Origin of the sequence: Yersinia sp. SCPM-O-B-9106 (C-191) (assembly GCF_026183365.1) — a bacterium.
GTDB classification, from domain to species: Bacteria; Pseudomonadota; Gammaproteobacteria; order Enterobacterales; family Enterobacteriaceae; genus Yersinia; species Yersinia rochesterensis.
In genome coordinates this window covers 2,005,512-2,030,475 of record NZ_CP110791.1, presented here as the reverse complement: position 1 = coordinate 2,030,475, position 24,964 = coordinate 2,005,512, and the positions used below count along the sequence as shown (strand labels likewise).

Here is a 24,964-nt window from a genome sequence, read left to right as displayed (position 1 = left end):
GGAATGTGAATGAATACCGCACTGCTCTTAATTGATTTGCAAAATGATTTTTGTCCCGGTGGTGCGTTGGCAGTTGCCGAGGGTGATGCAGTGATTGCCATTGCTAATGAGGCCATTGACACCTGTCTGAGACATAAAATACCGGTCATCGCCAGTCAGGATTGGCACCCTGCCGGGCACCGGAGTTTTGCCGTTAATTCACAGGCTGAGCCTTGGGCTGTCGGTGATTTGGCGGGATTACCCCAAGTGTGGTGGCCAGTGCATTGTGTCCAAAATACGTCTGGCGCGGCTTTGCATCCGCAGTTAAATCAAGAGGCGATTACCGACATTTTCCGTAAAGGCCAAGATCCTGATATCGACAGCTACAGCGCCTTTTTCGACAATGGTCGACGAGCGAAAACGCCGCTGGACGATTGGTTACGACAGCAGGGAATTGACCATTTGTTCATTATGGGGTTGGCAACAGATTACTGTGTGAAATACACCGTGTTAGATGCATTGACATTAGGTTATAAAACATCCGTCATCAGTGAGGGTTGCCGTGGGGTCAATCTGCAACCACAAGACAGCCAGCAGGCCCTTGATGCAATGAATGCAGCAGGAGCAAACATACAGTCGTTGGAACAGTTTATGGCTGAAATAAAAGCACTGGTGGGTTGACGGGTATAAACATCAACGGAGCCGAATGTGGCTCCGTTTGAACCTGCAACTTAAATTGTGCATTCAACCTGACTTACCTTAGTGAGCACTCAGGCTTCAACTTGACCAGTGTCGGCTGGCTGAATTGCTGCTTCAGCTCTTGTTTGGTTTTCATCACTATCTGGCCATCGGTGCCGATGCTCATATGCTGTGCATCCTTATTATGACGCGCTTGCCACAGCATGACCATTTGCAGGCTGTTCTCTTTCTGTTCCGGCGTCAGTGCCACCCCATCTGGCCATTTACCTAACTCAACGGCTTGCATCAAACGCTGGTAAATTTCGGGCGTCATCACTGAAATCAGGTCTTCAAGCTCCATCAGAGCATCCTCAGTAAACGAATAATAAGCTGAATCGATTTTTCACATCTAAAATGAGGGACAAAAATGCACATTTAACCTGCAGTTTGTTCACCATTTTGATCATCAACAAAATTCAGTGATGCCGAGTTCACACAATAGCGCTCGCCGGTCGGTTGTGGGCCATCAGGGAAGACATGCCCCAAGTGCGCATCACAATGACCACAACGGATCTCAACACGGTGCATATTATGAGAATAATCATCAATATAGCGGATAGATTCTGCATCAAGCGGCTGATAAAAACTCGGCCAACCACAGCCGGAATCAAACTTTGATTCTGAGATAAAAAGCGGCTGATGACAGCACAGACATTGGTAGATGCCCTCGCGCTTATTATGCAGTAACTTTCCGCTAAAAGGTGCTTCCGTCCCCCGCTGTTGGGTGACATGCCGCTGAATATCGGTCAGTTTCTCAATATTTTCTGTAGGGTTCAGTTCTTTAGCCATTTGTGCGGTTCTCTGGCAGGGAATAAAGTCAACGAAAACAACGTCTAATAATAACAAAAAATTAACAACAAAGCAGTTAAAATTGTCCTAAACTGTATGCCATCAAAGTGGCAACAGTATAAATGTGATAAAAATCGCAAATATTACTGATTCTCACTTTAAACTGAATAATTCGCCCCAATATAAAAATGAGGCTAATCGTATCTGGAAACGCGTGATTAATGTTCGATCTAACGTCCTTGGTTTGATTTGTAGCAATAATTGACACGATTCCGCTTGACGCTCGGTAAGGTTTTTGTAATTTTACAACCAACCTTTTATTCACTAACAAATAGCTGGTGGAATATATGACTATCAAAGTAGGTATCAACGGTTTTGGCCGTATCGGTCGCATTGTTTTCCGTGCTGCTCAGGAACGTTCTGACATCGAGATCGTTGCAATCAACGACCTGTTGGACGCTGAATACATGGCGTACATGCTGAAATACGACTCTACCCACGGTCGTTTCGACGGTACTATAGAAGTAAAAGACGGCCATCTGGTTGTTAACGGTAAAACCATCCGTGTTACCGCAGAGAGAGATCCGGCTAACCTGAAGTGGAACGAAGTCAACGTTGACGTTGTTGCTGAAGCAACTGGCTTGTTCCTGACCGACGAAACTGCACGTAAGCACATCGCTGCTGGCGCGAAGAAAGTTGTTCTGACTGGCCCGTCTAAAGATGACACCCCAATGTTCGTTATGGGCGTAAACCACAAAGAATACGCAGGTCAGGAAATCGTTTCTAACGCTTCTTGTACCACTAACTGCCTGGCTCCACTGGCTAAAGTGATCAACGACAAGTTCGGCATCGTTGAAGCGCTGATGACCACTGTGCATGCAACTACCGCAACTCAGAAAACTGTTGATGGCCCGTCTCACAAAGACTGGCGCGGCGGCCGCGGCGCATCCCAGAACATCATCCCTTCTTCTACCGGTGCAGCTAAAGCAGTGGGTAAAGTTATCCCAGCACTGAACGGCAAACTGACGGGTATGGCGTTCCGCGTTCCTACTCCTAACGTTTCTGTTGTTGACCTGACTGCACGTCTGGAAAAACCAGCTTCTTACAAAGAAATCTGTGCTGCAATCAAAGCAGCTTCAGAAGGCGAGCTGAAAGGCGTTCTGGGTTACACCGAAGACGACGTTGTTTCTACCGATTTCAACGGCGAAAAACTGACTTCAGTATTCGATGCTAAAGCCGGTATCGCGTTGAATGACAACTTTGTGAAACTGGTTTCTTGGTACGATAACGAAACTGGCTACTCAAACAAAGTTCTGGATTTGATCTCTCATATCTCCAAATAATGGATTGATATTTAGAGTATAAATTTCCACCAAAAGCCACTTTCATTCGAGTGGCTTTTTTATTACCTGTCATTGATGAACCCACCGCCCTGCCCATTTCAGCCCTATAAAAAGTTGCGCAATATCAATGATACGCTACTACTTTATCGTTGATTTGCTGCAAGATTTAAAGCCTGTGATATTATCGAAAGTCTGAAGTTCAATGGATCTCCAGCCCCTTTTCTCATAAGGCCAAACGAATGAACGAGAAAATCTTCACCCTACCTGTTGTTGAACAAATTTCACCTTACATCAGTCAGCGTCAGTTGGATGACCTGCCAATTGTGGTCGTTTCCCATCCAAAAGTACGTGCCGCAGTTAGCTTGCAAGGTGCTCATTTATTGGCTTACCAACCAAGCGGTGAACAACCGGTTATCTGGTTGAGCAATAACACGCCATTTAAAAACGGTGTCGCTATTCGTGGTGGTGTACCCATTTGTTGGCCTTGGTTTGGCCCATCAGCGCAACCTCCTCATGGTTTTGCTCGTTTACTGCCATGGACGCTTAGCGCCCATGATGAGAATGAAAATGGGGTTATCCTGACCTTCACACTGGAAGACAGTGATGCATCCCGTCAATTCTGGCCACATCCATTCACTTTGATTGCCCGCTTCAAGCTAGGTGAAGAATGTGAAATGGAATTAGAATCACACGGCGATTACGAAGCGGTTGCTGCGTTACATACTTATTTCCAGATTGGCGATATCAACCAGATTAAGATCAGTGGCTTAGGCGAAAAGTATCTTGATAAAGTGCTGAAAGTGGCTGATGCCACTCAACAAGGCGATTTGGTGTTTGATGGTCAGACTGACCGAATTTATACCCAGCCAGAAACTTACAGTTTGATAAAAGATGCCGCGCTGAAACGGACCATTGAAGTACATCATCATCATCAAAGTGATGTGGTTGCATGGAACCCAGGTGCAGAGCTGTCCAGCAGCATGGTTGATATGCCAAATGATGGTTATAAAACAATGGTTTGTGTCGAGACTGCACGTGTCAACAAACCTTTGGTTGCGACGTCAGATTCCCCTGCTCGCCTCGCCATGACCATCCGTAGCCGTAAGAATTCTCAATAACGACCTATATTACAGATACAAAAATGGGGCTTTATGCCCCATTTTTTATGGTTCAGATATCGTGCGCGATAAATTAGCGGAAGGTGTAAGTCACCCCAGTCCACAGCACACCCGTCCAAGATGCATCTACCATAGGGCTATTCTTCACTTCATTTGCCAAATGGATATAACGGCCAGTAAAGAAAGCATTCCAATTGGGATTGATATTGTAATTAGCCGACAGTTCCAGATAGGGTGACCAGCTATCATTCGGGCTGTACTGCGCCAAACCACTGCGGGCTGATTCCCCACGCTTCACGCCATAGTAATACTTGTTCTGATCTTCACTGTTCCAGCTAACACCAACGCCCGGAGTTAAAGTCCAGCTATCAACGCTATAGCGGTAAAGGTAGGCCAGATCGCCGACAAAGCCACCACTGTTATCCAGCACGTCACCAGAGAACATGGCTCGCAAAGTCCCCCAATCCTCAATATGTGAATATGACATTCCGGCCATCATGGTGCTGCGGCGTTTATCCAACTGCTTCATCTGCTGGTCATCACTGTCACCTGGCGTAAAATGCAGCGGCAGATAATAAGCATCAATCGATAAACGATTGTTATCATCTTTCCACAAGTAATAACCGGCAGCCAATGTGCGGAAATAGAAATTATCACTTTCATAAGAAACGATAGGCACGGGGTAAACACGGTCATTTTTGCCACGATAAGGGTCAGGACTGACTAATGCTGATGCCCCTACAGACCATGTTCCCGCCATCGCGGTTGGCATACAAACGGCGGTAGCAACAACCAATGCTGCCAGTGTTTTGACTTGCTTCGTTTTTATGTAATGTTTTTTCACGGATGAAATCCCTTTGGTAACAAAATCATGAGTTAACTTAGTGTAAATCAATTGCTTGCCCGTGGCGAAATCTTTACACATTCCCACACGATATCAACATTCGCTGTGCAATTTATCGCCGATATACGGCAAATTAACAACATAAAAATTTACGCAGATTTGATTACAATAAAATAACAAGATATTCAAATAGATAATCTTAATTAATCATATATAAAACACTGGGAATGAAATAAAAAATAGATTTAATTACCGAATAATGGTTATTTATTGTACTGGAAGTGGCGGGTTTGTGCTTAATGTCTACTTGACCTTTGTGAGAGACGCGACCATAACAATAAGGTAGTAGTTTCAAAATTTTAACCCAATAAAGCACTACTATTATTTTATGTTCCCAACCATTCAAACAGGACGGGCATCGCTATGAACATATTTGATCACTATCTCCAGCGCTATGAGGCTGCCAAGGACGAAGAGTTCACACTGCAGGAGTTCCTCACTATTTGTCAGCAAGATCGCAGTGCATATGCTAATGCGGCTGAACGTCTGCTGATGGCTATTGGTGAGCCTGTCATGGTCGATACCGCACTTGAGTCCCGGATGTCGCGGCTATTCTCTAATCGAGTTATCGCCCGTTACCCTGCATTTGAAGAGTTCTATGGTATGGAGGAGGCCATAGAGCAAATCGTTTCTTACCTCAAACATGCCGCTCAAGGGTTAGAAGAAAAGAAACAGATCCTTTATTTGCTCGGCCCGGTAGGTGGTGGTAAATCATCACTGGCTGAACGTTTGAAAGCCCTGATGCAACGCGTCCCTATCTATATATTAAGTGCTAATGGTGAACGCAGCCCGGTCAATGACCACCCATTGTGCTTATTCAACCCGCAGGAAGATGCGGCGATTCTGGCCAAAGAATACAGTATTCCCAGCCGTTATCTTGGCACGATTATGTCGCCGTGGGCGGCCAAACGTCTGCACGAATTTGGCGGCGATATCACCAAATTTAAAGTCATCAAAGTCTGGCCTTCTATTCTTGAGCAGGTTGCGATTGCGAAAACAGAGCCAGGTGATGAGAACAATCAGGATATCTCTGCTTTGGTCGGTAAGGTTGATATCCGTAAATTGGAAAATCATGCCCAGAACGACCCCGATGCTTATGGCTATTCCGGGGCATTGTGCCGGGCGAACCAAGGGGTTATGGAGTTCGTCGAGATGTTCAAAGCGCCCATTAAGGTGCTGCACCCCTTGCTGACCGCAACTCAGGAAGGGAACTATAACGGAACTGAGGGGATATCCGCCCTACCATTCAGCGGTATTATTCTTGCGCACTCTAACGAATCAGAATGGGTGACATTCCGTAATAACAAAAACAATGAAGCCTTCCTTGACCGTGTGTATATCGTCAAAGTGCCTTATTGCCTGCGGGTTTCAGAAGAGATCAAAATTTACGACAAGTTATTGACTCACAGTGAACTGACTCATGCACCTTGCGCCCCCGGCACCTTGGAAACACTGGCGCGCTTCTCCATTCTTTCAAGAATGAAAGAGCCGGAAAACTCCAGCATTTACTCCAAAATGCGGGTGTATGACGGTGAAAGTCTGAAAGATACTGATCCTAAAGCCAAGTCTTATCAAGAGTATCGCGACTATGCTGGGGTTGATGAGGGTATGAACGGCCTTTCGACCCGTTTTGCCTTTAAAATCCTCTCAAGGGTGTTTAACTTTGACCATGCCGAAGTGGCTGCCAACCCGGTGCACCTGTTCTATGTATTGGAACAGCAAATTGAACGCGAGCAATTCCAACAGGATATCGCGGAGAAATACCTCGAGCACCTGAAAGGGTATTTGATCCCGAAATACGCTGAGTTTATCGGCAAAGAGATCCAAACCGCCTATCTGGAATCTTACTCTGAGTACGGTCAGAATATTTTCGACCGCTATGTTATTTACGCCGATTTCTGGATTCAGGATCAGGAATACCGTGATCCGGATACTGGGCAACTGTTTGACCGTGAATCACTGAATGCTGAACTGGAGAAAATTGAAAAGCCAGCGGGTATCAGCAACCCGAAAGATTTCCGTAATGAAATCGTCAATTTTGTGTTGCGCGCCAGAGCCAATAACAATGGCCGGAATCCAAACTGGACCAGCTATGAGAAGTTGCGCACCGTGATTGAGAAGAAAATGTTCTCCAACACTGAGGAGTTATTGCCGGTTATCTCCTTTAACGCCAAAACCTCAACGGATGAGCAGAAAAAGCATGATGACTTTGTCGATCGAATGATGGAGAAAGGTTATACCCGCAAGCAGGTTCGTTTACTGTGTGAATGGTATCTGCGGGTAAGAAAATCATCATAACCTGTTATTAGTCCGCCATGATATCGCGGGGATTGATTCCACATTGTTGCTGTGTTGCTCGTCAGCACAGCAACAGTGCGGAAGATGCAGGGAATAGAGGCAGGGGGAGTTATGGGCTACTTTATTGACAGGCGACTTAACGGCAAAAATAAAAGCATGGTCAATCGCCAGCGCTTTTTGCGCCGCTATAAGTCGCAAATTAAACAATCAATTTCCGATGCTATCAATAAAAGGTCAGTAACTGATACTGAGAGTGGCGAATCAGTCTCAATACCTATTGATGACATCAATGAGCCGATGTTCCATCAAGGCCGTGGCGGATTACGCCATCGAGTTCACCCCGGCAATGACCATTTTGTCACCAATGACCGCATAGAACGCCCGCAAGGTGGTGGCAGCGGTAGCGGCAGTGGTCAGGGGAATGCCGGTCAGGACGGTGAAGGCGAAGATGAGTTTGTCTTTCAGATATCCAAAGACGAATATCTCGATTTGTTGTTCGAAGATCTGGCGCTGCCTAACCTGAAGAAAAATCAGTATAAACAGCTGACCGAATTTAAAACTCACCGTGCAGGTTATACCTCCAATGGGGTACCGGCCAATATCAGTGTGGTGCGCTCACTGCAAAACTCACTGGCCCGCCGTACTGCCATGACCGCCAGTAAACGTCGAGAATTGCGCGAATTGGAAGAGACACTGAAAGCGCTGGAAAACTCGGAACCGGCGCAATTGCTGGAAGAAGAACGCATACGCAAAGCCATTGCCGAATTAAAACAAAAAATCGCCCGGGTACCTTTTATTGATACCTTCGATTTGCGTTATAAAAACTATGAACGCCGTCCAGAACCTTCAAGTCAGGCAGTGATGTTTTGCTTGATGGACGTGTCTGGCTCCATGGATCAAGCCACCAAGGACATGGCAAAGCGGTTTTATATTCTGCTGTATCTGTTCCTGAGCCGCACTTATAAAAACGTCGATGTCGTGTATATTCGCCATCACACCCAAGCGAAAGAAGTTGATGAACAAGAGTTTTTCTATTCGCAAGAAACCGGTGGGACGATTGTCTCCAGTGCGCTGAAAATGATGGACGAAGTGGTGCAAGAGCGCTATGACCCCGCACAATGGAATATCTACGCGGCTCAAGCCTCAGATGGGGATAACTGGGCCGATGATTCGCCGCTGTGCCATGAATTACTGGCGAAAAAAATCCTGCCTGTGGTGCGTTACTATAGCTACATTGAAATCACCCGCCGTGCCCATCAAACACTGTGGCGGGAATATGAAGACTTGCAGGAAAAATACGATAATTTTGCCATGCAGCATATTCGGGATCCTGAAGATATTTATCCGGTATTCCGTGAATTGTTTCATCGGCAAACCGTCGATAATTAACATTTATACATAATTAACATTTATACATAATTAACAACCAAACTAGCCGGCAATCTTTTTCTACCACAGAAATGGCTTTCCGGCTTTTTAATGCGCTAAAATTTCTACTCCCCTTCATTCTCAGAGCGACCTCCATGAAATGGCATGATGGACTGCGACAACCGGGTGTATTAGCGGCATTAACGGCGGCAGCATTGTTTGGTGCCGGAACCCCGTTGGCGAAACAATTGCTGAATACGGTTAGCCCGTGGCTACTGGCTGGTTTACTGTATTTGGGTTCAGGTGTGGGTTTGGCGCTGTATCGCTTGATAACCCGCCCAGCCGCCGTCAGCCTGCCGCGTAATGAGCTATGGTGGCTTATCGGCGCGATTACTGCGGGGGGGATTATTGCGCCGGTGCTGCTGATGATTGGCCTGACCGGTATGCCCGCATCGGGAGCCTCACTGTTACTCAATGCTGAAGGGGTATTTACTGCCCTGCTCGCCTGGTTTGCTTTCAAGGAGAATTTTGACCGCCGCATTGCTCTGGGCATGATGGTGATTGTTGCCGGTGCAGCTATTCTGAGCTGGCCGGGAGAAGCGCATTTTGCCGGACTGTGGCCAACACTGGCTATTCTGGGTGCCTGTTTCGCCTGGGGGATTGATAACAATCTGACCCGCAAAGTCTCTTTGACGGACGCCACGTGGATTGCTTCGGTTAAAGGATGGGTGGCGGGTATAGTGAATCTCGCATTGGCCTTTGCCCTAGGCGCAACCTTACCACCACTGACCAATCTGGCCGGTGCCCTGCTGGTCGGATTTTTTGCCTATGGTGTGAGTCTGGCGCTGTTTGTTATTGGTTTACGCCACCTCGGCACCGCCCGCACTGGCGCTTACTTCTCCATTGCACCATTCTTGGGCGCGGCGCTGGCTGTTGCGATGGGGGATGCTGTGACATTACCTTTAGTGGTTGCTGGGCTGTTGATGGCAATTGGGATTGGGTTGCATCTGACTGAACAGCATGAGCATCAGCACAACCACGAAGATTTACTGCACGAACACGAACATCTTCATGATGTACATCATCAGCATTCACATGATTTTCCGGTCAGTGCCGATGTGCCGCATAAACATTCTCATCGGCATCAGCCAATGGTGCACTCTCATCCCCATTTCCCAGACTCGCACCATCGTCATAAGCATGAATCGCAAACCAAAGATAAATAACAAGCATAGGCGGCCAATATCGGCCCCCCTATAAACAATGATTGATGCCAGAATGGCCTTATTGATCATCAAGTTGGCTAAAACGCAGTGCCAAATAATCGAGTACACTGCGCACTGAGGGTAATAAACCGCGTCGTGAGGGGAAAACGGCATGAATAATTTCATGGCGCAGTGACCACTCCGGTAATAGGCGGATGAGTTCACCGGCGGCCAATTGCTCCGTCACCATCATCACCGGAAGCTGCACCGCCCCGACACCACTGAGAGCAGCGCTGCGTAATGTAGTCATGTCTGCGGTCACCAGCCGGGGTTGATGATAAATTGCCGCATGCGCCCCTTCTGGCCCCTCTAAATTCCAGATAAATTCCTGCTGAGGTTGCCCTAGCCCAAGACTTGGCCAACCGGTCAAATCAGCGGGCACTTTCACTTCCCCTTGGCGCGCAATCAACTCAGGGCTGGCAACCAGACACTGGCAGCGGTTACCCAACACCTTCAGCACCAAATCACTGTCTTGCAATGGCGGTGGCCGCACTCGAATAGCAATATCAATGGCTTCGGCCACCGGATCGACCTGTCGATTTGTCGCGTCAAGATGAAGAGTCACCAGAGGGCAACTGGCCATAAAATCCGCTAACATGGTGCTGACTGTGGCTTGTAACAGTGCCACTGGGCAAGTAATGCGCACCACACCGCGAGGTTCTGCTCGCGTTAAATCAATCGATTCTTGTGCAGCTTTGGCTTCTTCCAGCATCGCTTTGCAGTGTTCATAATAGGTGCGCCCGACATCCGTCACCGCAAAGCGCCGAGTTGAGCGCTGAATTAATCGCACCCCCAGCCGCTCCTCCAATAAAGCTAACCGCCGGCTCAATTTTGACTTTGGCACTCCCAATACTCGAGCTGCGGCACTGAATCCTCCGTGCTCGACCACCTCGGCATAATAATAAAGGTCATTGAGATCCTGCATATCCTGCCTTTCTGTTACCTACAGTTATTATTGTCCCAATAATAGAACAGTGATAATCACTTTTGCTAACTACTGCTTAGATTATCCTGAATATATACTTTACCCAATCTGTAGCCAAGCAGATTGAACTGTAAGGCTGCTCTCTATTATTAAAGATGTTGTAAGGAGATTACGATGAAAAAAGTCCAAGGTATTTATCGTGCGCCGCGCCAACATTGGGTGGGTGATGGTTTCCCGGTTCGCTCACTGTTTTCATACCAAAGCCATGGCAAACAACTCAGCCCATTCCTGCTGCTGGACTATGCCGGGCCGATGGATTTTACCCCGACCCAGCATCGGCGTGGAGTCGGGCAACATCCACATCGCGGCTTTGAAACCGTGACTATTGTGTATCAGGGTGAAGTTGAGCACCGTGATTCTACTGGTAAAGGTGGAATCATTGGCCCTGGTGATGTGCAGTGGATGACGGCAGGTGGCGGTATTCTGCATGAAGAGTTTCATTCAGATAGCTTTGCACAACACGGCGGTGCTTTTGAAATGGTGCAGTTGTGGGTCAATTTACCGGCAAAAGACAAAATGACCACACCGGGTTATCAGGCCATTCGCAATGAAGCTATTCCTCAGGTTACATTGCCTGAGGGCGCGGGTAGTCTGCGCGTCATTGCCGGGGACTATGCTGAGGAAAATGGCCCTGCCCAGACTTTCTCACCCTTGAATGTGTGGGATATCCGGCTAAATCAGGGCAAAAGCACTGAGTTTTCACTGCCCGATGGCTGGAACACCGCGCTAATTGTGTTGCGCGGGACTGTGCAGATTAATGGCGATGCCGTTGCCCGTGATGCAGAAATGGTGTTGTTGAGTTCTGCCGGTAGCAAGGTGATTGTCGAAGCCAATAATGATGCTGTGCTGTTATTGCTCAGTGGTGAACCAATCGAGGAACCCATTATCGGTTACGGGCCTTTTGTGATGAATACCGAGGAGCAAATTGCCGAGGCTATCGCTGATTTTAACAATGGCCGCTTTGGTTCGATGGATAATCATGCCTAACCACTGATCTACTCGCTCGCCATTACCTGATATGCCCTTGTCAGGTAATGGCATTTAACGTGTTATCAAGCAATACGTGTTATCAAGCAATAATAGTTATTGGTATTCATTAAAAATAATCTCCGCACGGCCCGATACTCACGACAAATCTTCTCTTTCCCTGCCCGGTTATCGACTAAACTTAATGCCAGATACCGATACAGCAATAAAACTGACATAAATAAGACTGCCGTATTATTTATGCATTCCATAAATTAATGAGTATTTAAATATTTATCATTAATTTTGTTTATTAGAAAATAGTGCTATTTCAATAACCCCATAGGTGATTTCACTCAAACAACACAACTGCCAAGCGATTCTTTTTCATGGGAATTTATAATGAAAACAAAAAAGACAGTAAAATGGCAGAAAGCTGAGCCGTCTGATTATGACGAAAACAATGCCTTATTAAGCGCATTAGATAACTCATTAGCTATTATTGAGTTTGACCTTTACGGTCGTATTATCGAAGTTAATCAGAACTATCTTGATTATTTTGGCTATAAACGCGAAGAAGTCATTGGTCGACCTCATTTAATGTTTTGTCATCCCGGTTATGCCAACAGTGAAGAATACCAAAAAATCAAAAAATACTTACTCGCGGGGCAATCACTGGAAGGACATTTTGAGCGATTACATAAAGACGGTTCAACTGTCTGGTTGGCGGCTATCTATCAGCCGGTTCGCGGCCCTGACGGTTCAGTGACCCGGATGGTCAAAATCGCCAAAGACATTACCTTTTTCATTGAACAACAAAAATTAACCCGAGAGTGGGTGAAACTTTATCCGGTGTTAGCTGCATTAGTTCAGGAACGCCCACTCGACGAAGTGATGTCTATGCTGTGCCTCGAAATTGAGCGAATAGCCCCGGAGGTGACCGCCAGCATTTTACAGATCAATGGGGAAAATTATCTTACGTTCCTTGCCGGCCCCTCTCTATCACCGGTTTATACTGCCGCACTCTCCTGTGTGCCGGTCGGCCCATATGCTGGATCCTGCGGTACAGCTGCATTTCGCAAGCAACCCGTCGAAGTACAAGATATCGCCACTGACCCACTATGGGAAAATTATCGCCATTTGATTCTCCCCCACGGGCTGCTGGCATGCTGGTCAACACCGATTCTCTCTAGCCAAGATAAAATTCTGGGGACTTTTGCTTTTTATTACAAACAGGTACGAGGCCCAAGTGAATTTCATCGCCAACTGGTCAAGTTAACGGCTGATTTGTGTTCTCTTGCCATGGAGCGGGAACTATCACGCAAACAAATTCAACATTTAGCTTTTTATGATTCATTAACCGGGCTGCCCAATCGCAGCCAGTTTTGGGTTTATGCTAAACAAGCCATTGCGTTAGCGGCTGAAATGAATCATCCGCTGGCCGTGCTGGTGATTAATCTGGACCGTTTTAAACAAGTCAATGACTCGCTCGGCCATGCTGCAGGTGATACATTTCTTGCCGCTATTGCCGAGCGCCTGCGCGACAGTCTGCCCAAAAATGACATTATTGGCCGCCTGTCTGGTGATGAATTTATTATTATTTTGGCCTCCAGCCCCCTGCAACAAACCACGGCGCGAGTGGAAAAGATGCTCAGCTTGTTGTCTCAGCCTTGTCAAATAGCCAATATGAATATTATTCCTTCGGCCAGTGTGGGGATCAGTTTGTATCCGGAAAATGGCATGGAGATAGACACTTTGATGAACCATGCCAATATCGCGATGCATAAAGCGAAAAATATGGGCCATGGGCATTTCAATTTCTTCAGTGTAGAAATGAATAATCTCAATCAACAACGCCAGGATATGGAAGATGCGCTGCGTCATGCATTTCATATTGGCTCCCTTGAGCTATTTTATCAGCCGCAAGTGATGCTAAAGGATGGTCATCTGTATGGTGTCGAGGCGCTAAGTCGCTGGAATCATCCGGTATTGGGCAATATTCCGCCGCAACATTTTATTCCTATTGCTGAGGATAGCGGCCTTATCAACGAGCTTGCCCTGTGGGCAATTGATACCGCGTGCCGGCAACTGGCGGACTGGCGCTTAAGGGGCATTGACATTCCGTCGGTGTCAGTCAACTTATCCCCGACTAATTTCCATAACCCCGGATTACCGGACATGATTTTGCATATTTTGCATCATTATCATCTGCCGCCACAGGATCTCACACTGGAAATAACTGAAGATATATTGATTGAAAGTAACCCGGCAATTTTCACCACTATCGAAAAAATTCATCGTCTGGGCGTCCGGTTATCGATGGATGATTTTGGCACTGGTTATTCCAGCCTCAGTTATCTACGCCGCCTGGATCTCGATGAAATCAAGCTGGATAAAAGTTTTGTCCATGACCTTGAGCATGATGAAACCAGCCGAACCTTGAGTGAAGCAGTGATTCGCATCGGTGAAAGTTTGCAATTGTCGGTGATAGTTGAGGGGGTCGAAAATGAAGCCCAACGCACTTTGCTGAGCCGGCAAGGTTACTTGATTGGTCAGGGATTTTTGTTTTCAGAGGCGCTGCCCGCGACCAAGTTGGAAGAGTGGTTGGAGCAGCGCACCACCATTAACTGATAAATGACATTTAGCTTATGAATAACAAGAGATATAAAATTAATTGTAGTAACCTAATGACAGATTTAATCGCCCATAAGTGACATTGTCACTGTTACAGGGTCACTCGCGTGAAGGTGGGTACCGCCCACCTTTTCATCTGTCGGCAAATTCTTTATCCTTGCTGCCTTTGTCATTTGGATGTTGCATTATTGTTATGCAAAAAAATGTTGTTATGCAAAAAATGGTTGTTATGCAAAAATTTCTCTTCCTACTGTTAAGCCTAATTCTGCTCGGCCCTCTGGGCATCGACCTTTACCTACCGACCATTCCCGCGATAGCCAAGGGCCTGAACAGTAGCGAGTCACTCATTCAATCCACCATCGCCCTGTTTATTCTGGTGCTGGGTATCGGCCAACTGATCGCCGGGCCATTGGTTGATAAATATGGCCGCAAGCCTATTGCCATCATCGGTATCATCCTTTACATGCTAGGTGCCGCGATGGCCGCACTGGCTGTCAGCCCCTTGATGTTTGTCAGCTCGCGTCTGTTGCAAGGCGTGGCGGTCTGTTGCACGGCGGTGGTGGCATTTAGTGGTGTCCGTGACCGCCTCAATGGCAATGAAGCTGCCCGTGCTTTTGGCTTCCTCAACGGCACATTAAATATCGTCCCGGCGCTGGCTCCCTTATTGGGCGGATTGTTGGCCGAAGCCTTTGGCTGGCGAGCGCCATTCTGGTTCCTGGCCTTGTATGGGTTGTTGGTATTAATCTTGGTGATTTTCTTCCTACCGGAAACCCGCCCAGCCAATACCCAGCCAGTGAAAAGTTTGCCGATAAAAAACTATCTGCGCATTTTACGTGACGACCGTTTTCTGACTTTCGCACTGGTGAATGCCGGCGCGATGGGGATGGCATTAACTTATGTTTCGTTGGCACCCAATGTCCTGATGGTCGGCGCGGGGCTAAGCCCGCTGCAATTTTCCTTAGTCTTCGGGGCGAATGGTTTTTGGATCATGGCCGTCAGCTTTTTGGCGAACCGGATTATCCAGAAAGTGGGCCGCCCGGCCTGCTTGATGACCGGTAGTGTATTGATGGCGCTCGGCTGTTTCGGCCTGCTCTATGGCTTGGGATTATCATCTGAGGTACAGCAACATTGGCTGGTTTACATGTTGCCCGTTGCCAGTGCTTGCGCCGGTTTAGCCTTTATGATGGGCCCGGCCACCAGCTATGCGCTGGAACCTTACGCCAATGAGGCCGGTGTTGCCTCAGCCTTGGTGGGGTTTGTGCAAATGGCGGGCGGTGCTGGATTAGGCCTGTTGGCCATGGCCTTGCCAATTGAACCTAAATTATCATTGGCTATCGTGATGTTAACGGGCTGCCTACTGGCGTGGCAGGCACGCCGAGCCAGTAAACATGTGCGCGGTAACTTGCAGAAAATAAACTAACACGCCACTTCAATGGTAAATAAGAAACCGATTAGCCATATGAATTGGCGTTGTAGCAAGGCAGCAAACGAATGAGACCCGATGAGCTGACATGAGTCAGTGATTCGGGTGACAAATCTGCTGGAAGCAGATTTGAACGCTGCTTGCAGCGGCCTCGCAGAGGCGAGGCCCATGGACGGGCCGAATAATGAGAGCCGCTAACACCGCTACCGAGTCAAGTCAGAAGGGTAACGCGACTTGCCAGCGCACACATCAACTCATATCCCACCGTTCCCGCAGCCTGTGCCACATTATCAATCAACACATTTTCGCCCCATACCTCGACTTTGCTGCCAATCTGCGCTTGTGGGCAGGGCGTTAAATCCACTGTGAGCATATCCATCGAGATAGCCCCCACCGTGTGAGTTACGATGCCGTCCACCATTATCGGGGTTCCACTGGGTGCAAGTCGTGGATAACCATCGGCATAACCACAAGCGACCACCCCAATGCGCTGCGCCCCACTGGTGCAATAGCGGCTGCCATATCCTACACTTTGCCCCACAGATAATGATTGCACCGCAATAATTTCACTGCATAAACTCATCACCGGGCGCAGACCAATACCCGCAATATCCGCAATATCGCCACTGGGTGACGCGCCATAAAGAATAATCCCCGGCCGCACCCAGTCATAATGAGTCTCAGGATTGCGCAATATCGCCGCCGAATTAGCAAAGCATCGAGCCGCCGAAATATGCCCCGTGGCCTGTTGAATCTGAGCAAACTGTTCATCTATGCCGATAGGATTATCTGCATTGGCAAAGTGGCTCATTAATGTCACTTCGCCGACATTGCTAAGGCTTTTCGCCCATTGCCACACCGCCGGTGCTTGCCCAACAGGGAACCCCAAACGATTCATACCGCTATTGAATTTCAAATAAATATTGAGCGGAGCTGTCAGGCGGGCCGCTTTAATGGCTTCCAGTTGCCAATCACTGTGGACCGTCGTGGTCAGACGATAATGATCCAGCAGCACTAAATCTTGCGGCTGGAAAAAGCCCTCCAGCAGTAAAATTGGCCCTTGCCAGCCCTGTTCCCGCAGCAAAATAGCTTCGTTTAAATCCAGTAAAGCAAAGCCATCCGTGCCCGCCAGCCCCGGCCAAATACGTGCTAAACCATGGCCATAAGCATTCGCTTTGACCACTGACCAGATTTTAGCTTTTTTGGCTTGTTGGCGAACAATACTTAAATTATGGTGCAGTGCAGATAAATTCAGCGTGGCAGATATCGGGCGAGGCATGCTTATTCCTTCCAAAACAATATTCAGTTGTTATTATCAGTAAACTATTATCATCAATAGGATTGTATTAGCGCACGGGATGAATATCTTGCAATGGCGTCATATTCAACGGCCGAAAACCGGCGCTATAGCGGAAGACCGAAAGATCATCAGCAAAAATAGCAGGACGCCGACCATACATGATATCGGCCAATAATTGGCCTGAACCGCAGGCCATGGTCCAACCCAAGGTGCCGTGGCCGGTATTGAGGTAGAGATTTTTCAGTGAAGTTCGCCCCACAATCGGCGTACCGTCCGGCGTCATCGGCCGCAGACCGGTCCAAAATGTGGCCTGACTGATATTGCCGCCATCGGGATACAAATCGCCGACCACCATTTCCAGTGTTTCTCGCCGTGCCTGTTCCAGTTGGGTATTGAAGCCCACGATTTCCGCCATGCCGCCCACCCGAATACGGTCATCAAAACGGGTAATGGCAATCTTGTAGGTTTCATCCAGCACGGTAGAAAATGGCGCAGAAGCCGGGTTAGTGATGGGAATAGTTAGCGAGTAACCTTTTAACGGATAAACCGGGATCGACACCAACCCCGCCAGCAGCGCGGTAGAATAAGCGCCAAAAGCCACGACATAAGCATCGGCTGTCATAATATCGTCGCCGCACAACACCCCCGCAATTTGATCGCCATCCACCAGCAATTTATCCACTGAGCGATTGAAGATAAATTTCACCCCCGCCTGCTCGGCCATTTTTGCCAGCCGCTCAGTAAACAATTTGCAGTCGCCAGTTTCATCATTAGGGAGACGTAAACCGCCGGCGAGTTTATGTGAGACTTTTGCCAATGCCGGCTCCACGCTGGCCAGTTGGTCCGCAGTTAATAGTGAATACGGCACCCCCGCGTCATCCAATACCGCAATATCTTTGGCCGCATTATTAAATTGCTGTTCAGTTCGGAATAATTGCAGAGTTCCGCCCTGACGCCCTTCATATTGAATACCTGTGTCTTCGCGCAGATCTTTTAAACAATCTCGGCTGTATTCAGCCAGGCGCACCATCCGACTTTTGTTAATCATATAGTGGGAAGTGTCGCAGTTTCTTAGCATTTGCCACATCCAGCACAACTGGGCGGCGCTGCCATCAAGGTGAACAGCCAATGGCGCATGGCGTTGGAACATCCATTTAATGGCTTTTAATGGGACTCCGGGGGCGGCCCAAGGGGCGGCGTAACCCGGTGATATTTGGCCCGCATTACCGGCGCTGGTTTCCTGAGCTGGCCCGTCCTGCCGGTCAATCACCGTAACATCATGCCCATCTTTCGCTAAGTACCAGGCACTGGCGACACCCACCACACCACTTCCTAAAATGACAATGCGCATATCATCTCCCACACCAAAAATGCATCAAAAGCATAATATTCCGTTGACAGAAAATTAACCCAGCAGAAAAAACTATCCAACATATTAATGATAGATTGTGATTACATTCACAATTAATTTACGCCGCAATAACTTTTCAATTCAATAGCGGGAGGAAAATAGCGATATGATGCTGCTTTTAGCGAGTTATACGAAAGAATGACTGAACAACGCCCTAATTATCCCTATTAACAGCATGAATAATCAGCATGTTGCGGAAGTCAATTTTATTAGTTTTATATTCTAGCCAGGCAGTGGTTGTTCAGAATAATAATCCAATAAAATCTTTTTTAAGATTGTTGATTCTGCCGGTAAAAAATAATCTAAATTAAAATAGATAAGAGTCGTCAAAATACCTGTCGTGTGAAAGATAACGGATATTCATTGACATAAGGTCAAGACAGGCCTCAATTTGTTCATATTGAGCTAGGATTATTGAAGTGACCAGTATTTTGCAGGGTTATAAACCGTGAGGATGCGCTAATGACAACTTCAACATCGAAAAACACCGCGCAGGATAAGCGCCTGACTGACGGCCCGGACTGGACATTTGAACTGTTACAGGTCTATCTGGATCAAATCGACCGAGTGGCAAAACATTACCGGCTTGATACCTACCCCCATCAGATAGAGGTCATCACCTCAGAACAAATGATGGATGCCTATTCAAGTATTGGTATGCCGATTAACTATACCCATTGGTCTTTCGGTAAAAAGTTTATCGAAACCGAGCAAAAATATAAGCACGGCCAGCAAGGCTTAGCCTATGAGATTGTGATTAACTCCAATCCTTGTATTGCTTATTTAATGGAAGAAAACACCATTACCATGCAAGCCTTGGTGATGGCTCACGCCTGTTATGGTCATAATTCTTTCTTTAAGAATAACTATTTATTCCGCGCATGGACGGATGCCAGCTCCATTGTTGATTATTTGCTGTTTGCCCGCCATTACATCAGTGAATGCGAAGAACGCTATGGTGTAGAAGAAGTTGAGCGGCTGCTCGATTCTTGTCATGCACTAATGAATTATGGCGTTGACCGCTATAAACGCCCGCAAAAAATATCATTAGTTGAAGAAACTGCGCGCCAGAAAAGCCGGGAGGAATATCTGCAAAGCCAGGTCAATTCATTGTGGAAAACATTACCACGAAAAGACCGGGAAGAAGTGCAAGCCCAAGCACAGCGCTACCCCAGTGAGCCGCAAGAGAACCTGCTTTACTTTATGGAGAAAAATGCCCCACTGCTCGAATCATGGCAGCGGGAAATACTGCGAATTGTGCGTAAAGTCAGCCAGTATTTTTATCCACAAAAACAGACCCAAGTAATGAATGAGGGCTGGGCGACTTTCTGGCATTACACCATTCTTAACCATTTATATGATGAAGGCCGGGTCAGTGATCGCTTTATGATGGAGTTCTTACACAGCCACACCAATGTTGTGTATCAACCGCCGTATAACAGCCCTTATTACAGCGGTATTAACCCTTATGCTCTTGGGTTTGCCATGTTCCAGGATATTAAACGCATCTGCCAGTCTCCTACCGAGGAGGATTATTACTGGTTTCCGGATATTGCCGGTAAAGATTGGCTGGATACTCTGCATTTTGCTATGCGCGATTTTAAAGATGAAAGTTTCATTAGCCAGTTCTTATCACCGAAAGTGATGCGTGATTTCCGTCTCTTCACGGTGTTAGATGATGACAAGCATAACTATCTCGAAATTTCGGCGATTCATAATGAAGATGGCTATCGTGCTATCCGCAATGAATTGTCTGCTCAATATAATTTGAGTAATCATGAGCCTAATATTCAGGTATGGAATGTTGATTTACGCGGGGATCGCTCTCTGACACTGCGCTATATCCCTCATGACCGCGCACCATTGGATAAAAGCCGCCAGCAAGTGATGAAACATATCCACCGCTTATGGGGATTTGATATCCATATGGAGCAACTCAATGATGATGGCAGTATTGAATTGCTCGACAGCGTCCCACCCAGAGCCAATAAGCTCTAATATTGGCCGTCTTATTGAATAAGAATTGTAAAAAAGGGGCTAATAGCCCCTTTTACTTTTCTGCTTCACCGCGTTTTCGTCTAGCGGCGGACTTCCGTCAAATCACTTGGCATGGTGCTTTGCATACTGTGCCAGATAGCTCCGCTGTCTTTACCGTAAGTTCGTAGGCAGTCCAACACTTGGTCGTAGGCTTTCTCATCACAAAGTGTCGATAACTTGCTATAAAATGTCAGTGCCAACTTACGCGCTTCTGGATTCGAGAAATAATAACGGCCAACACGGGTATAAAGCCCTTTCAAACCATTCAGGATTAAACCATAGATTGGGTTACCCGAAGCAAAAGCTAAACCACGGAAAATACCGTAATCCAGTGCGGTGAAAGACTCAGCGTTATCATCAACTGTTTGCGCTTGCGCCAGAATCTCCTGCGCCTTTTCCGGATGATTGCGAATAGCCGTCCGGACAAAGATGGTAGCGATATTAGTTCGAACAGCCAGTAAGTTGTCTATCAATTGTGGCACGCTGTCGTGGTCAAGCCGCGCCAGTGTCTCTAGAATATTAAGGCCGGATGTTTCCCAAAAGTTGTTTACTTTCGTCGGTTTACCGTGCTGAATAGTAAGCCAGCCATCGCGGGCTAACCGTTGTAACACTTCGCGTAATGTTGTGCGAGTGACTCCAATCAGTTCTGAAAGTTCGCGTTCCGCGGGCAAAATAGTGCCTGGAGGGAAGCGATTATTCCAAATACTTTCAATAATATACTCTTCCGCGAAACCGGCAGGACTTTGCGCCTTTATAACCATATTTTTTGACGTTCCGTAGCGATACATATCAGCAATTTAGTGCGCTCATCATACCAGACGACTGTATTGCGATATAGCTCCAGAGCCGAACAAATGGTGAAAGCAGTCATAAAGTTGCAAAAATGGCGCAGATGTAATGATGAACAGATTATACCTATTGCTTTTAGGCAAATAACGTAAAGTAAAATGTAACATTGGGCAGTAATAACACCATAATAACTTATTAAGGAGACCGTGACTCACAATGGAAATGACCATTAGACAGGCCGTACTGAAAAATTTTCTGGGGAGTGCACCCGATTGGTACAAGCTGGCAATTATAGCGTTTCTCATTATTAATCCGCTGGTATTCTTCTTTGTCAGTCCTTTTGTTGCCGGTTGGATGCTGGTTATTGAGTTTATTTTTACACTGGCAATGGCCCTAAAATGTTATCCATTACAACCCGGAGGCTTATTAGCCATTCAAGCCGTCGCTATCGGGATGACCAGCCCGAATCAGGTAGCCGAAGAAATTGCCAATAACCTCGAAGTCCTGCTGTTACTGGTGTTTATGGTGGCGGGCATCTATTTTATGAAGCAGTTATTACTGTTTATCTTTACCAAACTGCTGCTGAATATCCGCTCAAAAATCGCTCTATCATTAGCATTCTGTGTTGCGGCTGCTTTCCTTTCAGCATTCCTGGATGCGCTGACCGTTATCGCCGTCGTCATTAGTGTCTCCGTTGGTTTTTATACTATTTATCATCACGTTACATCAAATCATTCGGATAAAGACATCAATGATGATAGTTGGATAGACAGTCAGGAAAATCGCAAAACACTGGAACAATTCCGAGCATTCTTGCGCAGCCTCATGATGCATGCTGGCGTGGGGACGGCGCTGGGGGGCGTAATGACCATGGTGGGTGAGCCGCAAAACCTGATTATCGCCAAAAGTGCCGGTTGGAATTTTGGTGATTTCTTTATGCGGATGTTGCCGGTCACTCTGCCAGTGCTGTTTTGCGGACTGTTGGTCTGCGTGTTGGTCGAGCGTTTTAAGCTGTTTGGCTATGGTGCGGAGCTACCTGAGCGAGTACGCCATGTTCTGACGGATTATGACCAACAAGCTAGCGCCAAACGAAATCGGCAGGAAAAAGTGAAGCTGCTGGTACAAGCATTAATTGGCGTCTGGTTGGTGCTCGCGTTGGCATTACATTTAGCTGAAGTGGGCTTAGTGGGGCTGTCGGTGATTATTCTCGCCACCTCTTTCTGCGGCATCACCAGTGAACATGCGCTGGGTAAAGCATTTCAAGAAGCATTGCCTTTCACTGCGTTGCTGACGGTGTTTTTCGCCGTGGTCGCAGTAATTATTGAGCAAAATTTATTCACCCCAATTATTCAGTTTGTTTTACAATCCTCACCGTCAGCTCAATTATCCCTGTTTTATTTGTTTAACGGCTTACTGTCCTCGGTCTCTGACAATGTCTTTGTCGGCACGGTGTACATCAATGAAGCACGGAAGGCATTTGAATTGGGTATTATTTCACTCCAACAGTTTGAATTATTGGCCGTCGCTATCAATACCGGTACCAACCTCCCCTCTGTTGCCACACCTAATGGGCAGGCCGCGTTTTTGTTCCTGTTGACCTCAGCACTCGCCCCATTAATTCGCCTATCCTATGGTCGAATGGTGTATATGGCCCTGCCTTATACTATTGTGATGACAATTGTCGGCCTGCTCGGTGTTGAGTTCTTATTAGTGCCAGCAACAGAGTGGATGGTACAAAGTGGCTGGATAAGTTTGCCTCATCTCGTTGCGGGGGTTAGCATTACACACTGATGACTTAAATTATCGTCTGTACCCGCCCATTCCAATCCCGTATAAAGGGGCTAAAATGGGCGGGTAAAACAAACCAATATCTCACCCAAAGCAAAATTGATGATCGTGATGGCTGATATTCGCGAGAAATAGCTGATTTTTGTCTAATTTTACCTTTGGGTAGCTGGCAGCAAAGATGAATTGGTTTACACTGCCGGTACAATTGCTTACTGCATGGAAAATAAAGATATGTTGCAATTCCTTAACCGCTGCTCTAAAGGGCGCGGTGCTTGGCTGTTAATGGCCCTGACTGCACTTGTATTAGAATTAGTTGCGCTCTATTTTCAACACGTAATGCTGCTTCAGCCTTGCGTAATGTGTATTTATGAACGGGCCGCATTATTCGGTATTCTTGGTGCATCACTGCTAGGTGCTATCGCGCCTAAATCCCCTTTGCGCTATCTGGCTATTTTCATCTGGATTTACAGTGCATGGCGAGGCATTCAGTTAGCTTGGGTACATACGATGCTGCAGTTGCATCCATCACCTTTCACAACCTGTGATTTCTTTGTCAGCTTCCCGTCATGGTTACCGCTAGACAAATGGTTCCCTGCTATCTTTGTTGCCAGTGGCGATTGCGCAGTAAAACAATGGGAATTCCTGTCACTGGAAATGCCGCAGTGGTTAGTCGGCATTTTCGCCGCTTATCTGCTTATGGCAGTATTAGTGCTAATTAGTCAATTTGTTAAGCCGAAAAGACGCGATCTGTTTAGCCGCTAGCTTTTATTTTGACTGACAATTTTTACACATATCTTTATCTATTTAAGGCGCCCAAAATGGGGCGCCTTTTTATATTCTGACCGCCCCAAGCCATTGGGCTAACAGCTTTATTGATTAACGAATAATGCCGCGTGCAGAGCGACTGAAAAATGGCTGATAAGGCAGTAATATTTGCCACTCTCTCGCCAATATTTCAATTTCTTTATTTACCTCTGCCACCCGCTTTCCTCGATGATAAATAAGTTCGTAAGCACCTTTAACCGCCTGCTGATCATTGCTGTCTAGCCAATCATCGCGGACTCCTGTACCTCTTATTCCGACAGGCACTGCGCGATTCCCTTGTGCAATAACATAAGGCGGGACATCCTGCACCACGCAAGCCCCCATATTCACTAAAGCATGAGTGCCAATAACACAAAACTGATGCACCGCACTGCCAGCACTAATAATGGCAAAGTCATCAACTTCGACATGCCCAGCCAATCCCACATTTGATGCCAAGAAACAATGGTCGCCCACAATGCAATCATGTCCAATATGAACATGGCTCATCAGATTATTATCATTACCAATATGTGTAACTCCACCGCCCTGTAAAGTACCGCGATGAATAGTGACATTTTGCTGAATCAAATTGCGACTGCCAATGACAACTCGCGTGCTCTCGCCCTTGTATTTAAGATCCTGACTAACCTCTCCGATGGAGGAAAATTGTCCAACATAATTGTCACATCCAAGCTCGGTAATACCATTAATCACAATATGCGATTTAAGCACCGTGCCGGAACCAATAGTGACTTGAGAACCAATGTAACAAAAGTGACCAATATGTACATTCGCACCAATCACCGCCCCCTCCTCAATGATTGCAGAAGCAGAAATTATCGCGGTGTTATCAATCAAGCTATTTAATTCTCCTGGTGGAGGACTCACTTACTGCTTTGTGGGTAACTTCAAGGCTGCATAAGGACTAATCCATCCATTGGTTTAATCGGATTTACTGGCAAAAAATAGGTAGGAATAAGAGAGTGTGGCCGTCATGCTGACTCAATCGGCCATATAAAAAC

At 46.9% G+C, this 24,964-nt stretch carries 20 protein-coding genes; 12 read left to right on the top strand and 8 right to left on the bottom strand.

The genetic code is table 11. From position 1 onward, the window contains the following. The first annotated feature begins 9 nt into the window (after positions 1-9). Positions 10-660 carry a bifunctional nicotinamidase/pyrazinamidase gene (gene pncA, locus OP863_RS09370; protein ID WP_265526168.1) on the top strand — a complete coding sequence of 217 codons (651 nt, stop codon included), beginning with the start codon at positions 10-12 and terminating at the stop codon, positions 658-660. A 73-nt stretch (positions 661-733) separates the two neighbouring features. On the opposite strand, the gene OP863_RS09365 is transcribed toward pncA, so the two are convergent. Both OP863_RS09365 and msrB read right to left on the bottom strand, forming a co-directional pair. After that, positions 734-1,018, bottom strand: coding sequence for a YeaC family protein (locus tag OP863_RS09365; RefSeq protein ID WP_265526166.1), 285 nt, complete (start codon positions 1,016-1,018; stop codon positions 734-736). 74 nt (positions 1,019-1,092) lie between these two features. Next, positions 1,093-1,506, bottom strand: a complete 414-nt coding sequence (msrB, locus tag OP863_RS09360) for a peptide-methionine (R)-S-oxide reductase MsrB (RefSeq protein WP_038633268.1) — start codon at positions 1,504-1,506, stop codon at positions 1,093-1,095. Positions 1,507-1,853: 347 nt separating this feature from the next. On the opposite strand from msrB, the gene gapA reads away from it, so the two are divergent. After that, a complete protein-coding gene (gene gapA / locus OP863_RS09355) occupies positions 1,854-2,849 on the top strand; it encodes a glyceraldehyde-3-phosphate dehydrogenase (protein ID WP_265526165.1) in 996 nt (331 codons plus the stop codon). 239 nt (positions 2,850-3,088) lie between these two features. Further along, positions 3,089-3,967 carry a D-hexose-6-phosphate mutarotase gene (locus OP863_RS09350; RefSeq protein WP_038633270.1) on the top strand — a complete coding sequence of 293 codons (879 nt, stop codon included), beginning with the start codon at positions 3,089-3,091 and terminating at the stop codon, positions 3,965-3,967. A gap of 73 nt (positions 3,968-4,040) precedes the next feature. Here the strand turns inward: OP863_RS09350 and OP863_RS09345 are convergent, their stop codons facing one another. Further along, the gene (locus OP863_RS09345; RefSeq protein ID WP_145588637.1) at positions 4,041-4,811 is read right to left on the bottom strand and encodes a MipA/OmpV family protein; all 771 of its coding nucleotides are present in this window, start codon (positions 4,809-4,811) and stop codon (positions 4,041-4,043) included. Between the two features lie 423 nt (positions 4,812-5,234). Here OP863_RS09345 and yeaG point away from each other — a divergent pair, with 423 nt between their 5' ends. The 3 genes from yeaG (at position 5,235) to OP863_RS09330 (ending at position 9,763) form a co-directional block, all read left to right on the top strand. After that, the gene (gene yeaG, locus OP863_RS09340) at positions 5,235-7,169 is read left to right on the top strand and encodes a protein kinase YeaG (RefSeq protein ID WP_265526164.1); all 1,935 of its coding nucleotides are present in this window, start codon (positions 5,235-5,237) and stop codon (positions 7,167-7,169) included. A 111-nt stretch (positions 7,170-7,280) separates the two neighbouring features. Further along, the gene (locus tag OP863_RS09335; protein ID WP_265526162.1) at positions 7,281-8,558 is read left to right on the top strand and encodes a YeaH/YhbH family protein; all 1,278 of its coding nucleotides are present in this window, start codon (positions 7,281-7,283) and stop codon (positions 8,556-8,558) included. A 134-nt stretch (positions 8,559-8,692) separates the two neighbouring features. Further along, the gene (locus tag OP863_RS09330) at positions 8,693-9,763 is read left to right on the top strand and encodes a DMT family transporter (RefSeq protein WP_265526161.1); all 1,071 of its coding nucleotides are present in this window, start codon (positions 8,693-8,695) and stop codon (positions 9,761-9,763) included. Between the two features lie 58 nt (positions 9,764-9,821). Here the strand turns inward: OP863_RS09330 and OP863_RS09325 are convergent, their stop codons facing one another. After that, positions 9,822-10,727 carry a LysR family transcriptional regulator gene (locus tag OP863_RS09325; protein WP_265526160.1) on the bottom strand — a complete coding sequence of 302 codons (906 nt, stop codon included), beginning with the start codon at positions 10,725-10,727 and terminating at the stop codon, positions 9,822-9,824. 174 nt (positions 10,728-10,901) lie between these two features. On the opposite strand from OP863_RS09325, the gene OP863_RS09320 reads away from it, so the two are divergent. From OP863_RS09320 to OP863_RS09310, 3 genes are all read left to right on the top strand, one after another. Continuing rightward, on the top strand, positions 10,902-11,774 hold the full coding sequence (locus OP863_RS09320; protein ID WP_038633282.1) for a pirin family protein: 873 nt from the start codon (positions 10,902-10,904) through the stop codon (positions 11,772-11,774). Positions 11,775-12,155: 381 nt separating this feature from the next. Beyond that, a complete protein-coding gene (locus OP863_RS09315; RefSeq protein WP_145592040.1) occupies positions 12,156-14,384 on the top strand; it encodes an EAL domain-containing protein in 2,229 nt (742 codons plus the stop codon). Between the two features lie 232 nt (positions 14,385-14,616). Continuing rightward, positions 14,617-15,807 (top strand): multidrug effflux MFS transporter, encoded by a 1,191-nt coding sequence (locus tag OP863_RS09310; protein ID WP_038639545.1) that lies wholly within the window; start codon positions 14,617-14,619, stop codon positions 15,805-15,807. A gap of 214 nt (positions 15,808-16,021) precedes the next feature. On the opposite strand, the gene dadX is transcribed toward OP863_RS09310, so the two are convergent. After that, a complete protein-coding gene (gene dadX / locus OP863_RS09305) occupies positions 16,022-17,089 on the bottom strand; it encodes a catabolic alanine racemase DadX (protein WP_120011238.1) in 1,068 nt (355 codons plus the stop codon). A 67-nt stretch (positions 17,090-17,156) separates the two neighbouring features. Continuing rightward, complete coding sequence (locus tag OP863_RS09300; RefSeq protein WP_038633291.1) at positions 17,157-18,461, bottom strand: D-amino acid dehydrogenase; 1,305 nt, start codon at positions 18,459-18,461, stop codon at positions 17,157-17,159. 522 nt (positions 18,462-18,983) lie between these two features. On the opposite strand from OP863_RS09300, the gene OP863_RS09295 reads away from it, so the two are divergent. Beyond that, entirely contained in the window at positions 18,984-20,519 is a 1,536-nt protein-coding gene (locus tag OP863_RS09295) for a SpoVR family protein (protein ID WP_038633292.1), read from the top strand. An 80-nt stretch (positions 20,520-20,599) separates the two neighbouring features. Here the strand turns inward: OP863_RS09295 and fadR are convergent, their stop codons facing one another. Further along, the gene (gene fadR / locus OP863_RS09290) at positions 20,600-21,319 is read right to left on the bottom strand and encodes a fatty acid metabolism transcriptional regulator FadR (protein WP_265526159.1); all 720 of its coding nucleotides are present in this window, start codon (positions 21,317-21,319) and stop codon (positions 20,600-20,602) included. Positions 21,320-21,563: 244 nt separating this feature from the next. Between fadR and nhaB the strand changes: the two genes are divergently transcribed. Beyond that, complete coding sequence (gene nhaB / locus OP863_RS09285) at positions 21,564-23,138, top strand: sodium/proton antiporter NhaB (protein ID WP_038633295.1); 1,575 nt, start codon at positions 21,564-21,566, stop codon at positions 23,136-23,138. A gap of 228 nt (positions 23,139-23,366) precedes the next feature. Beyond that, positions 23,367-23,897 carry a disulfide bond formation protein DsbB gene (gene dsbB / locus OP863_RS09280; RefSeq protein ID WP_038633298.1) on the top strand — a complete coding sequence of 177 codons (531 nt, stop codon included), beginning with the start codon at positions 23,367-23,369 and terminating at the stop codon, positions 23,895-23,897. Positions 23,898-24,011: 114 nt separating this feature from the next. On the opposite strand, the gene lpxA is transcribed toward dsbB, so the two are convergent. After that, positions 24,012-24,800 (bottom strand): acyl-ACP--UDP-N-acetylglucosamine O-acyltransferase, encoded by a 789-nt coding sequence (gene lpxA / locus OP863_RS09275; protein WP_038633300.1) that lies wholly within the window; start codon positions 24,798-24,800, stop codon positions 24,012-24,014. Positions 24,801-24,964: the final 164 nt, after the last annotated feature.